Annotated in this window: 13 protein-coding genes; 8 read left to right on the forward strand and 5 right to left on the reverse strand. The window is 67.7% G+C overall.

Features of this window, described 5'->3' with window-relative positions:
- Positions 1-54 precede the first annotated feature (54 nt).
- A complete protein-coding gene (locus FHU31_RS12990; protein ID WP_090356499.1) occupies positions 55-291 on the forward strand; it encodes a DUF3039 domain-containing protein in 237 nt (78 codons plus the stop codon).
- On the opposite strand, the gene FHU31_RS12995 is transcribed toward FHU31_RS12990, so the two are convergent.
- Positions 281-1,225 carry a YihY/virulence factor BrkB family protein gene (locus FHU31_RS12995; protein ID WP_167158836.1) on the reverse strand — a complete coding sequence of 315 codons (945 nt, stop codon included), beginning with the start codon at positions 1,223-1,225 and terminating at the stop codon, positions 281-283. The genes FHU31_RS12990 and FHU31_RS12995 overlap by 11 nt on opposite strands.
- A 17-nt stretch (positions 1,226-1,242) precedes the next feature.
- Entirely contained in the window at positions 1,243-1,434 is a 192-nt protein-coding gene (locus tag FHU31_RS13000; RefSeq protein WP_090356496.1) for a DUF7455 domain-containing protein, read from the reverse strand.
- A 135-nt stretch (positions 1,435-1,569) separates the two neighbouring features.
- On the opposite strand from FHU31_RS13000, the gene FHU31_RS13005 reads away from it, so the two are divergent.
- The 5 genes from FHU31_RS13005 (at position 1,570) to FHU31_RS13025 (ending at position 8,292) form a co-directional block, all read left to right on the forward strand.
- Positions 1,570-1,932, forward strand: coding sequence for a DUF952 domain-containing protein (locus FHU31_RS13005; RefSeq protein WP_167158838.1), 363 nt, complete (start codon positions 1,570-1,572; stop codon positions 1,930-1,932).
- Entirely contained in the window at positions 1,929-2,732 is an 804-nt protein-coding gene (locus FHU31_RS13010) for an SDR family NAD(P)-dependent oxidoreductase (protein ID WP_167158840.1), read from the forward strand. The genes FHU31_RS13005 and FHU31_RS13010 overlap by 4 nt, the downstream gene beginning before the upstream one ends.
- 61 nt (positions 2,733-2,793) lie before the next feature.
- Positions 2,794-3,582: a hypothetical protein gene (locus FHU31_RS13015; RefSeq protein WP_167158842.1), complete on the forward strand. Its 789-nt coding sequence runs from the start codon at positions 2,794-2,796 to the stop codon at positions 3,580-3,582.
- Between the two features lie 218 nt (positions 3,583-3,800).
- Positions 3,801-7,691: a PecA family PE domain-processing aspartic protease gene (locus FHU31_RS13020; protein WP_167158844.1), complete on the forward strand. Its 3,891-nt coding sequence runs from the start codon at positions 3,801-3,803 to the stop codon at positions 7,689-7,691.
- 208 nt (positions 7,692-7,899) lie between these two features.
- Positions 7,900-8,292, forward strand: coding sequence for a nuclear transport factor 2 family protein (locus FHU31_RS13025; RefSeq protein ID WP_167158846.1), 393 nt, complete (start codon positions 7,900-7,902; stop codon positions 8,290-8,292).
- Positions 8,293-8,349: 57 nt separating this feature from the next.
- On the opposite strand, the gene FHU31_RS13030 is transcribed toward FHU31_RS13025, so the two are convergent.
- Both FHU31_RS13030 and ppgK read right to left on the reverse strand, forming a co-directional pair.
- The gene (locus FHU31_RS13030) at positions 8,350-9,783 is read right to left on the reverse strand and encodes an RNA polymerase sigma factor (protein WP_167158848.1); all 1,434 of its coding nucleotides are present in this window, start codon (positions 9,781-9,783) and stop codon (positions 8,350-8,352) included.
- Positions 9,784-9,979: 196 nt separating this feature from the next.
- Positions 9,980-10,777, reverse strand: coding sequence for a polyphosphate--glucose phosphotransferase (gene ppgK / locus FHU31_RS13035; protein WP_167158850.1), 798 nt, complete (start codon positions 10,775-10,777; stop codon positions 9,980-9,982).
- Positions 10,778-10,860: 83 nt separating this feature from the next.
- Between ppgK and FHU31_RS13040 the strand changes: the two genes are divergently transcribed.
- The gene (locus FHU31_RS13040; RefSeq protein WP_167158852.1) at positions 10,861-11,694 is read left to right on the forward strand and encodes an inositol monophosphatase family protein; all 834 of its coding nucleotides are present in this window, start codon (positions 10,861-10,863) and stop codon (positions 11,692-11,694) included.
- Between the two features lies 1 nt (position 11,695).
- Here the strand turns inward: FHU31_RS13040 and cei are convergent, their stop codons facing one another.
- Positions 11,696-12,346 carry an envelope integrity protein Cei gene (gene cei, locus FHU31_RS13045; protein ID WP_167158854.1) on the reverse strand — a complete coding sequence of 217 codons (651 nt, stop codon included), beginning with the start codon at positions 12,344-12,346 and terminating at the stop codon, positions 11,696-11,698.
- A 160-nt stretch (positions 12,347-12,506) separates the two neighbouring features.
- On the opposite strand from cei, the gene FHU31_RS13050 reads away from it, so the two are divergent.
- A complete protein-coding gene (locus FHU31_RS13050) occupies positions 12,507-12,809 on the forward strand; it encodes a DUF4193 domain-containing protein (protein WP_090356478.1) in 303 nt (100 codons plus the stop codon).
- Position 12,810: the final 1 nt, after the last annotated feature.

Genomic DNA, 12,810 nt, shown 5'->3' on the forward strand with positions numbered 1-12,810 from the left:
CTTCCACTCTCCCACATCTTCGCAACGCCGGACCCGGCCAGGCACAATGTACGGATGCAGACCCAGACGATCGAACGCCCGGATACCGACGAACGCGTCGATGACGGAACCGACGACGACGCCCCCAAGGTCTTCCACTACGTGAAGAAGGAAAAGATCGCCGAAAGTGCCGTCATGGGTACGCATGTCGTCGCGCTCTGCGGTGAGGTGTTCCCGGTGACGAAGGCCGCCAAACCCGGTTCGCCGGTCTGCCCGGACTGCAAGCGGATCTACGAACAGCTCAAGAAGTAGCCGCGTCGCCGCCGCTGCGGCTGTCGGCCTTCTCCTCGATCCACTCCCGCAGCCGGCGCGCATGGGTGTCCGGGGCCGGCCACTCCTCCTGGACCGCCGCGTTCAGCTCGGCGCCGATCATGATGGCGAACCCCAGCAGGAACGCGAACAGCAGGAACGCGATCGGTGTGGCCAGCGCGCCATAGGTATAGCCGGTCGCCGTGATCCAGGTCAGATAAATCCGCAGACCCACCGTCGCGATCAGGAAGACGGCCGTGGCCAGCACCGCGCCCACCACCAGCCGGTGCGTCGGCAGCGGTGCAGGCAGTGAGACCCGGTACAGGATCGTCACCGCCACGATCAGCACGATCACCAGCACCGGGTAGTAGCCGTACTGCAGCACGTTGTCCCAGCTCTCCGGGATGGACTCGGAGATCTTGCGCGGGCCGAGCGCGATGAACGGCGCGGTCAGTACCGCAGACATCAGCATCACCACATACAGGCCCAGGGCGAAGAAACGCTGCCGCACCGGGTGGCGGAGCTCGGTCTGATCGTGGGCCTCGACCACCGAGTCGACGAACGCCGAGATCGCCGACGACCCGGCCCACAACGAGATGACGAAACCGAGGGACACCACCTCGCCGCGGGCGCCTCGCACGATGTCGTAGATCGTCGGCGCGATGATCTCGTTGACGACGTTCTGCGAGAAGAACCGGCCCGATGTACTGATCAGCTGGTTCTCGATGGTGGGCAGGGTGTCCGGACCGAACAGCGGTGCCAGGTAGGCCAGGCTGCCCAGCATCCCCAGCAGCAACGGCGGCAGCGATAACGCACACCAGAAAGCGGCTTGGGCGGCCTCGGAGAAGATCGAATCGTCCCAGGCCTTGGACAGGGTGCGCCGGGTGATCGGCCAGATGTGGTGGCGCGTCGGTTTTGCGGGGGGCTGGTCGCTCATGACCAGTCCAGCATTCCCTATGCGTCGACCGACTTGACCTCCAGCACCGCGGCCAGCTCGATCAGCTTGGCTTCGTGCTCATTGGCGTGGTGTTGGCAGAACAGAAGCTCGGCGCCCGACGGAAGCGTTGCGCGCACTTGCGCAGCCGCACCGCAGCGGTCGCAGCGATCGGCCCGGGTCAGCTCCGGACTGGTCAGGATTGCGTTCACGGCACGTCCTCCGTTCTGCTTGTCGCGTTGTTCTACTGTGTCAGACGTATGAGGTTCCGGCCTTGTTCCCTTGGGGTTTACCGGTGTGTCGTGTCTCACTGGCCACTCGGATTGCAGGGCGGGCAGGCTGGGCGCATGATTCACGACCCTGAGGCGTTCGTCCATCTGTGTGCCGCGCAGGAGTGGGAAACCGCGCAGCGGGCGGGTGAACATCGCCCGTCTTCGTTGGAGGAAGTGGGCTTCGTTCATCTTTCCGCACCTGAACAGGTGCATCTGCCCGCCAATCGGCTGTACGGCGGTCGCACCGATTTGGTGTTGCTGAGTATCGACCCGGCTAAGTTGGCCGATCCGGTGCGCTGGGAGCCGGGCGTGCCGACCGATCCGGAATCGATGCTCTTCCCGCATCTGTACGGGCCGCTCCCGGCGACCGCTGTGACGAGTGTCACCCGATACCTGCCTGCTGCCGACGGGCGGTTTGCTGAGTGGCCCGCGCGATGACGGGCGGGCCAGTCGCGGTGGTGACCGGTGCCAGTAGGGGTGCCGGCCGCGGTATCGCGGCGGCGTTGAGCCGCCATGGCTGGCGGGTGTACGCCACCGGCCGGACCATCTCGCAGGCCCCGCCGGGCGGTGTCGCGGTGCGGGTGGACCACGCCGACGACGATGCTGTCGCCGAGTTGTTCGCGCGAGTCGATTCGGCCGAGGGCGGGCTCGATCTGCTGGTGAACAACGCCGCCGTCGTCCACGATGAGCTGACCGGTTCGAAACCCTTCTGGGAGAAGCCCGTCGGTCTCGGTGATGTCCTCGACGTGGGCCTGCGGTCGGCGTATGTCGCGTCCTGGCATGCGGCGCCACTGTTGGTGCGGCGTGAGCGTGGGCTGATCGCGTTCACCTCGTCGCCGGGTTCGGTCTGTTATATGCACGGCCCCGCGTACGGCGCGCAGAAGGCCGGCATCGACAAGATGGCCGCCGATATGGCCGTGGACTTCCGCGGTACCGGGGTTGCCTGTGTGTCGATCTGGATGGGCATCCTGTTGACCGAGCGATTCCGTGCCGCGTTCGACGGTCATCCCGAGGCCCTGGCGAAGACGGCCGCGCACGCGGAGACCCCGGAGTTCACCGGCCATCTGATCGACGCGCTCTACCGTGATCCGGACCTGGCCGATCTCAGCGGGCACACCCTGATCGGTGCCGAGCTCGCACAGCGCTACGGCATCACCGACGAGGACGGCAGAAGGCCGCCGTCGCACCGCGAAATGCTCGGTGAGCCGCGCGAACCCAGCGCGGTGGTGATCCGCTGAGGTACCCCGGCGGCCCGCGCGCGGAGTGACAAATGCACCGCATTTCGTAAACTGACCCACCGTGGCCATACTGTCGGGTTTCGCGCCGTGGATCGTCTACTGGGTGCTGGTCGGGAATGTCCCGTTCGGGGTGGCCGCCCTGGCCGCACTCGCGGTCGCGGTGGCGTCGTCGGTGGTGAGCCGGATCAGGGGAGTCGCCTGGCGCACGCTCGAGATCGGCGCCCTCGCGGCGTTCGTGGTTCTGGCGGTGCTCACCGTCACCGTGAGCGAGGTATTTCTGGAGCGCTGGATCCAGCCGCTGAGCACCGCCGCCCTCCTGGTCGTGGCGCTTGCCGGGGCGCTGGCCGGGCGACCGTTCGTGCGGGAACTCGCCGAGGCCGATCAGGCGCCCGAGGTGCGCAAGAGTGATCTGTTCGGGCCGGTCACCACCAGGATCACCTGGATCTGGGTCGGCGCCTTCGCCGCCATGACGGTGTCGGCGGCCATCCCGCCGATCGTGTCCGACAACGCCGGCATGCTGGACGCCGGGACACCGTTGTCCTATCTCTGCTACTGGGTGGTGCCGTTCGTCGTGTTCGGTGCCGCCGTGGTGGCCGCGCGGGCACTGACAGAACAGCTGATCGCCGAGGCGACCAGTCCGCACACCGTGCGGAAGACCACGTTCGTGGCGTTCAAGGAATTGGAGATCGATCAGCTGTACTACCTGGCCAGGGAGAAGGCCGATCGTGAGGCGGGCGCCGAGATGGAGGCCTACGACGTGAAGCTGGGTTCCCAGGGCGTGCCACTGACCGGTGATGAGTCCCGCGAGTCGTGGCCTGCCTCATACAAATTGCGGCCACGCAGACACTGACGCGGCACCTCTCCTGTCAGTTTGCTGGGAGTCGGTACGCATGGGCTACCCGCCGGCGCCACCGATCTCCGATAATTCAGCGTCAGCACCGTCGATTTGGGTCCTCCCAATTCGTTCTACCGAGCAGAGGATCCATGGCGCGTCGAGCACGACACCGGTCCACGCGTCAACGCTCCGGCGGGCGCCGGGAACCCTTTGCCTGGCTCGGCGCCGGGGCCGTGACGTTAGGGGTGGGCGCGGCACTGGCCGCCGGCCCGGCCGTGGCGCGCGCCGATGACACGAGTTCATCGTCGGCGTCATCTTCGGCCACGTCATCGTCAGCCACGACGGGCGCCTCGACCACGTCGACCACGTCCGGTGTGGCCGAGACGAGCCGGCCCACCTCCGTTCATGTGTGGCACCTGCCCACCCTGGGCGTGCCGAAGAAGCCGCACCATTCCGCGCATTCGGGCAATCCGTCTGCTGACGCGGCGGCGACTCCGAAGACGTCGGCAGGGTCCACCGCCGCGGCGGATACCCCTTCGGCGCCACCCGCCCGGCACGGCGAGACCGCGGCTGAGCAGGACGCGCTCGCGCCGGCGCGCCCGGTTCCGGCTGCGGCGCCCACGGAAGTGGCCGCGGTACGGGTGAATTCGGTGACGCCACACGTCGTTCCGGGGTTGACGCAGACGTTCCGCGCCGTGGTGCGCGCCTTGACGGCGCCGTGGACCGCGAGTGGGTCGGGCCGCGGTACGCCGGCGGAGTCGCCCGCGGTGTGGGTGCTCGCCGCGGCCGCTCGCCGCCAGGTCGGGGCGACCGAGGACGCCGTCGTCGCACCGGCCGCGGCCACCGCGACCGTCAGTGCGCTGGCGGTGGCGACCGCCAATGCCGATCCGGTGTTCGGCACGGCCATGGTGGGCACGCCCAACAGCAGCACCGGGGTGGTGACCGGGAAGGTCGTCGCCACCGACGCCGACAAGGACACGCTGACCTATACCGCCGCCGCGCAGAGCACCGCGGGCGGCACCGTGGTGCTCAACTCGTCCACCGGGACCTTCACCTACACCCCGACCACCGCTACCCGGCATGCGGCCGCGGCCATCGGTGCGACGACGGCCACCTCCGACACCTTCACCGTCGAGGCGTCGGACGGCAACGGCGGCAACGCAACCCAGACGGTCACCGTGAAGGTGGCACCGCTCAACACCGCGCCGGTGCTCGCCGCGACACAGGTGGCCGGCGCGGTCACCGCCACCGATGCCGACGGTGACACGTTGACCTACACCGCGACACCCACGAAAGGCGCCATCGCCTTCTCGTCGACGGGTGCGTTCACCTACACCCCGACCGCGGCAGCCCAGCACGCCGCGGCCGCCACCGGGGCGTCGTCCTCGGTGAAGACCGACACCTTCACCGTCACCGTGTCCGACGGCTACGGCGGCACGGTGGCAACCAAGGTGACGGTGACGATCACCCCGGCCGATACGGCCCCGGTCATCAGCACCATCCCGACCGCGAGTGCACCGAACGCCGCCACCGGTGTCGTGACCGGCACGGTCGCCGCCACCGACGCCGACAACGACAAGCTGACCTATGCGGCCACCGCGGCCAAAGGCACCGTCAGCATCAACTCCGGCACGGGCGCGTTCACCTACACCCCGACCGCCGCCGCCCGGCACGCCGCGGCCTCCGATACCGCCACCGACGCCGACAAGTCCGACACCGTGACGATCACCGTGTCCGACGGCCACGGTGGCACCGTCACCAGCGCCGTCGACGTGACCGTTGCCCCGAGGGACAGTGCGCCGAAAGTCTCGGCCACCGTGGGCAGTCCGAACTCGGCGACCGGAGTGGTGACCGGCACGATCAAGGCCACCGACGCCGAGAAGGACACCGTCGTCTACAGCGTGACCACTGCCACCGCCAAAGGCACCCTCACGCTGGACGCGAGTTCCGGGGCGTACACCTACACCCCGACCACCGACGCGCGCCTGGCCGCCGCGGCCAAGGGTGCCGGCACGGCCGACAAACACGACACCTTCACCGTTGCGGTCGACGACGGTCACGGCGCCACGGTCACCAAGACCGTCACGGTGTCGGTGTCCCCGTTGGGGGATAAGCCGGTCGCGGGCACCCCGAGTGTCGGCTCGGCAGACTCGACCGGAACCGTCACCGGCACAGTCGAATTCACCGAGCCCTACACACAGCTGCCGCTGACCTACGCGGTCACCACGGCGACCACCAAGGGCACGATCACCCTGGATGCGGTCACCGGTGAATTCACCTACACCCCGAACACCGTCGCCCGCCTGGCCGCGGGAGTCTCGACCACACCGGTCACCGACAAATTCACCGTGAGCGCCGCGAATTCGATCACCTCGACCGCCGAGACCGTCACCGTGACCGTGGCCCCCGCCGTGCTCGGGGTCACCGACGGCACCGGCACGGGTGGTACCCCGTTCGTCCGGACCAGCACGCTCAGCCCCGACGGTAAGACCGCCTATGTCGCGAACGCGAGCGCGGGCACGGTGTCGGTCACCGACATCGCGAGCAACGCCGTCACCGGAACCATCACGGTCGGAAAGAACCCCGGCGCCATCGCCGTGAGCGCCGACGGTGCCACCGTCTATGTCGCCAACGCGGGTTCGGGCACCGTGTCGGTGATCAACACGGCCACCGACACCGTCATCAAGACCATCAGGGTGGGCAGCACGCCCTCGGGGCTGGCGCTGCGGCTCAACGGCAGCAGGCTCTATGTCGCCAATGCGGGTTCGGGCACGGTGACGGTGATCAACACCGCGACCAGGATCGTCACCAAGACCATCAGGGTGGGCAGTGCACCGGTCGGGCTGGCGATCAGCGCCGACGGGAGCGCGCTCTACGTCACCAACACCGGCGCCGACTCGGTGTCGGTGATCAACGCGGCCACCAACAGGCTGGCCGTCACCACCGGACTCGGTGTCGCGGTCGGCACGCTGCTCAGCGGCTCCGGTGCCACCCTCTCCGTCACCAACGGCGTCGACACACCGGTCGCGGGGACTATCACGGTCGGCACGCCCAGCACGACCACCGGTGCGGTCACCGGCACCGTCTCCTACACCGACCCGTCCGGAAAGACGTTGACGTACAAGGTGATCACCGCGCCGACCGACGGCACGGTGAAGGTGACGTCGACCGGTGCGTTCACCTACACCCCGACCGTCGCCGCCCGCCTGGCCGCCGCCCTGACCGGTGGCAGCACGGACACGTTCACCGTGGTGGCCACCAACGGCTTGGCGACGACCGCCCAGACCGTCACCGTGCCGGTCTCGGCTGAGGTCAATGCGTCAGTCGCGCTGAAGATGGTCTACGGCACCGAGCCGGTGATCCGCATCTCGGTCAATGGTGGGCCGAGCGTGCCGGTGCTGGTCGACACCGGATCCGTGGGACTGGTGATCACCTCCAAATATGTCGGGACACAACAGGACCTGGGTACCTCGACAGGATCGGGAGCCAGCGGATACTCCGGTGGGCTGAGCTACACCTTCGACACCTACACGACCACAGTGGATTTCGGTAACGGTATCGTCTCCGGGCCCACCTCGGTCGATATCGTCAGTGCGGCCTCACAGTCGGCGTTCGCCTCGTTCGCCGCCCGCGACGGCGTGGTCGGCATCCTCGGTATCGGGCCGAATTCGTATGGGCCGGGCCCCAGTTCGGTGATCTCCGCGCTGCCAGGCGACCTGAACTACGGCGTGCTGATCGACGAGCAGGACGGTCTGCTGGAATTCGGACCCAACCCGCGGTCGGCTCTCGTGACGCTCAGCGGGTCACCCTGGACGACGCTGGAGGTGCAGGTCGGCACGGGGGTCGTCACGCAGGTGTTCACGGTGATCGATTCCGGCGGCGTCTACGGCACCATCCCGTCGTCGCTGGTCGGGGGAGGGTCGAGCGTGGCCGTCGGCACGGTCATCAGGGTCTACACGAGCGACGGCGCGACGTTGCTGTACTCGTACACGACGACGTCCGGGAACCGTCCGACCGTCACGTCGGACACCTACATGAACTCCGGTACGGCGCCGTTCGCGCTGGGGCCGATTTACATCTCCTATACGGGATCCAGCGCGGGCCAGACGATCTTCGACGTCTAGACCGACCGTGGCCGGCAAACGGGGTGCGGCGAAGGCCGGTTAGCCCACGCGGGGACCGGCGAATGTTTGCGTGTACATCCAGCGGCGGGAGGCTTACATTCGAGATGGCGCGTGAAGGGTCTGACTGATCCGAGAGCCGACTTCGCGTGACTTCCCTGAGCGGCTCAGCCCGTCACAGCCGAATATCGGATCGGCGGAAGGAACGGCAATGTCAGAGGAACAGGACAACATCGAACTCGTCACCAGGGGCTACCAGGCCTTCGCCAGCGGCGACTTGGAGGCCGTGATGGCGTTGTTCGACGACAGCATCGAGTGGGTGCAGCCCGGCAACAGCACGATCAGCGGTACCTACCACGGCAAGGGTGAGCTGGGTCAGTACCTGGCCAGGCTGGGCGAGAAGAGCCCGACGGTGACGATGAACAAACTGCTCGCCGACGGAGACACGGTGGTGGCGCTCACCGAGGTCGCCGCCGCCGGTGAAAAGGCGCGCGACGCCGAAGTTTTCACCATTCGCGACGGAAAGACGATCCGGGTGGTGGTACATACCGATACCGCGATGATGGAGCGCGTCTACGGCTCCAAACAGCACGCGGCCCACTAGAACGGCGAATGGCCGCCACCCCAACCGGGTGGCGACCATGTCGTCGTTCTCGCGAACCTAGTCCAGGTAGTCCCGCAGCACCTGCGAGCGGCTGGGGTGGCGCAGCTTGCTCATCGTCTTGGACTCGATCTGGCGGATGCGTTCCCGCGTCACGCCGTAGACCTGCCCGATCTCGTCGAGGGTGCGGGGCTGACCGTCGGTCAGACCGAAGCGCAGCCGGACCACACCGGCCTCGCGCTCGGACAGCGTCTCCAGCACCGACTGCAGCTGATCCTGCAGCAGGGTGAAGCTCACCGCGTCCACGGCCACCACGGCCTCGGAGTCCTCGATGAAGTCACCGAGCTGTGAATCGCCCTCGTCGCCGATGGTCTGGTCCAGGGAGATCGGCTCACGCGCGTACTGCTGGATCTCCAGCACCTTCTCCGGCGTGATGTCCATTTCCTTGGCCAGCTCTTCGGGCGTGGGCTCGCGGCCCAGGTCCTGAAGCAGCTCGCGCTGGATACGGCCCAGCTTGTTGATGACCTCGACCATGTGCACCGGGATACGGATGGTGCGGGCTTGGTCGGCCATGGCGCGGGTGATGGCCTGGCGGATCCACCAGGTGGCGTACGTGGAGAACTTGTAGCCCTTGGTGTAGTCGAACTTCTCGACCGCGCGGATCAGACCGAGGTTGCCCTCCTGGATCAGGTCCAGGAACGCCATACCGCGGCCGGTGTAGCGCTTGGCCAGCGACACCACCAGACGCAGGTTGGCTTCCAGCAGGTGGTTCTTGGCGCGGTCACCGTCGCGGCAGATCCACTGGTAGTCGCGGCGCTGCGCGGTGGTGAGCTTCTCGCCCTTCTCGGCGAACTCCACCATCAACTGGGTGCAGTACAGCCCGGCCTCGATGCGCTTGGCGAGCTCGACCTCTTCCTCGGCGTTGAGCAGCGCGACCTTGCCGATCTGCTTCAGATACGCGCGGACCGAGTCGGCCGATGCCGTGAGTTCGGCGTCCTTGCGGGCCTGGCGCAGGGCCTCGGATTCTTCCTCGTCCCAGACGAAGTCACCGGAGGCCTTGTCCTTCTCCGTCGGCTCCGGATGCTCCTCGTCGGCGGCCTTCACGGCCGGCTTGGCGCCCGGCACGACCACCGCGACGATCTCGACCTCGCCGTCGACCTCGGCGTCTTCACCGTCCTCGTCGCCGTCGGTGCTCTCGTCCGCGTCGTCGGTGTCGAGGTCGTCGTCGATCTCGACCTCCTCGACCTCGAGATCGTCGCCCGGCTCCGCCTCGAGATCGTCGGTCTCCAGATCCTCGGCGAGGTCTACGACGTCGGTATCGGGGTCGGGTGCGCCCGCAGCCTTGGCTGCGGCCTTCTTGGCGGGAGCCTTGGTTGCGCGCTTCGCGGGGGCCTTGGCAGCTGCGGCCTTGGCGGGAGCCTTTTTGGCAGGAGTCTTGGCGGCGGTGCGCTTCACCGGCTCGTCGGTTGCCGGGCTTGCTTTTGTCGCTGCCACGTACACCCTTTCGGTCTTGCGGATTCCGGGGCGCACGCATGCGTCACCGGAAAGCGTCGGCTGTGTCGAATATCGGCGATGATCTCTGCTCGGAAACCCGCCGCTATTTCGGTAGGCGGCCGCCGTTGACCATTGTAACGACAGTGTGAGATACGGCTGCGCCGTGCGGCAAATTGGCCGTCCCGCGCGCGTCGCGTCAGGCGGTGCCGTGCGCCGTGTCGGCGGCCAGCGCGGCGCCGACGATGCCCGCCTCGTTGAGCAGGGTCGCGGCCACCACCGGGGTGCGGTTCTTCAGCAGCGGGATCCATTTGTCGGCCTTGCGGCTGATGCCTCCACCTGCGATGAACAGGTCCGGCCAGATCGCATTCTCGATGGCCACGAGCACCTTGGTGACCTCTTCGGTCCAGCGCTCGTAGCTCCATTCCTTGCGTTCCTTCACCGAGGACGCGGCCCGGTGTTCGGCCTCCTTGCCGCCGACTTCCAGGTGGCCGAACTCGGTGTTGGGCAGCAGCACGCCGTTGTGAATCACCGCCGAACCGATCCCGGTCCCGAACGTCAGCAGCACGATCACCCCGGTCTTGTCCTTGCCGGCGCCGAACCGGGCCTCGGCGATTCCGGCCGCGTCGGCGTCGTTGAGCACCGTCACGACCTGCCCGCCCAATTCGTTGCCGATGATCTCGGCGGCGTTGGCGCCGATCCAGCCCTTGTCCACGTTGGCCGCGGTGCGCACGATCCCGTCGGTCACCACACCCGGGTAGGTGACACCGAGCGGGCCGGTCCAGCCGAATTCGCGGACCACGGTGGCCACCGTCTTGGCCACGGCCTCCGGGGTGGAGGGCTGCGGCGTCAGGACCTTCACGCGATCGCCGATGAGGGCGCCGGTGTCCAGGTCGACGATGCCGCCCTTGATCCCGCTGCCGCCCACGTCGACGCCGAATCCGCGGCGTGGGGTGCTGCTACCGGCTTCGGCGGCGGGCGGTTCGGTGGCGGTCATAGAACGCTCCTCGTACAAGGTCCGGCGGGTGCGACGCGCCACACACATTAGTGCCCCGAGACGTGCTGTGTTGCGATGGTCGAGTGGAAACCAACAACTGTGATCCGCTGACTTTGCGCGCCGTGGCCGAGCAATTGGCCACCGAGGCCGCTGCTTTCGTGGTGCGCCGCCGCGATGAGGTGTTCGGAGACGACGCCGGCACTCCCGGCCCTGACGGTCCGGTCCGGACCAAGAGCACGCCGACCGATCCGGTCACCGTGGTGGACACCGAGACCGAGCGGATGATCCGCGACCGGCTCGCGGTGCTGCGGCCGGGCGATCAGGTCCTCGGTGAGGAGGAGGGCGGTGCCACGGACGTCGTACCGGGTCGTCCGGTCTGGGTGATCGACCCCATCGACGGCACGGTGAATTTCGTCTACGGGATCGCCGATTACGCCGTGTCGGTCGGGGTCCAGGTCGACGGCCGGTCCGTCGCGGGCGCGGTCGCCAATGTGCCGACCGGAGAGCTGTACTCGGCAGCACTCGGGCACGGCGCCACCGTGACGCGCCACGGTCGGTCAACGGTGTTGAGTTGCAACGCTATCGACGACCTGTCGCTCGCGCTGGTCGGTACCGGTTTCTCCTACGAGTCGCGGCGCCGGGCCCGGCAGGCGCAGGTGCTTGCCGGCTTGCTGCCGGACGTACGTGACATCCGCAGGATCGGCTCGTGTGCGCTGGATCTGTGCATGGTGGCGGCCGGGCAGTTGGACGCCTACTACGAGGACGACGTGCATGTCTGGGACTGGGCGGCCGGGGTCCTCATCGCGACCGAAGCCGGTGCCGTCGTCGGCTTGCCGGACCCGGATCTGCTGTGCGCGGCCGCCCCTGGGGTGGCCACCGCGCTCGGTGACGCCCTGCGGACCCTGGGCGCCCGCTAGCTCAGCAGGCGGCGCCGTGGATGGTGCGCAGCAGCGCCGGATCGGGCGGCTGGGTGGCGTCCGGGCGCAAGCTGGCCAGCATCGCGTCGGTATCGTCGTTGTGGCTCAGCTCGCCGAACTCGGTGCCGATCGCCAGGTCGACGGAGTCGTCGGTGCGCTGGTCCTGGAACAGCTCCGTGCACGGCGCCACCAGCCAGACCGCCGCGGCGGCCGCCCGGCCGGCCGGGCCGAACCGGATCTGGCCCTGGCACTCCAGCCGGGTGCCGGCGTAGATGGGGTCGTTGGACGCGGTCGGCTGGGCGAAGCCCAGATCACGCAGGGCGCTGGACACCTCGGCGGCCTGACCGCCCTGGCCGCTGGCGTTGAGCACCTTGGTCTTGGTGTCGGCGAGCTTGGCCGGCACCACCTCGGTCATGGTCTCGCGCGAGACCTGCTGGCCCAGTTTCGGCTGATTCGGGTCGGTGGCCGCCGGGGGAGCGTTGCAGACGACGGCTTCGTGGACGTCGGTCGGCCGGTTCAGGGCGATCACCCACACCACGCCGGTCGCTATTGCCAGCGCCAGGAACAAACTCAGGACGGGAATATGGTTCCGTCTGCGGAACGGGCGACCGTGCTTGTCGAACGCCGTGCCGTCGGTGATGAGAGCGACCACCCCTGCACCTTAAGGGCACAGACCGGCACCATCCCCTACCTGGGGATTTGGGATGTGATATAAATCACACCCGTTCTGAGCGGATTCGGGGCACGAATCATTTGGTGTAGGCGTTCGACGCTGGTACAAAGCTCTGCTGCAAGGTAACGGAGGGGATGAGATGGCTACCGACTACGACGCTCCGCGGCGTTCAGAGACCGATGACGTGTCCGAGGATTCGCTTGAGGAGCTCAAAGCGCGGCGTAACGAGGCTCAATCGGCGGTCGTTGACGTCGATGAATCCGAGTCCGCGGAATCGTTCGAACTGCCCGGCGCGGATCTGTCGGGCGAAGAGCTGTCGGTGCGTGTCGTGCCGAAGCAGGCCGACGAGTTCACCTGCTCGAGCTGCTTCCTGGTGCATCACCGCAGCCGTCTCGCGAGCGAGAAGAACGGCGTGATGATCTGCACCGATTGCGCGGCCTGAA

Origin of the sequence: Mycolicibacterium fluoranthenivorans, from assembly GCF_011758805.1 — a bacterium.
GTDB lineage: Bacteria > Actinomycetota > Actinomycetes > Mycobacteriales > Mycobacteriaceae > Mycobacterium > Mycobacterium fluoranthenivorans.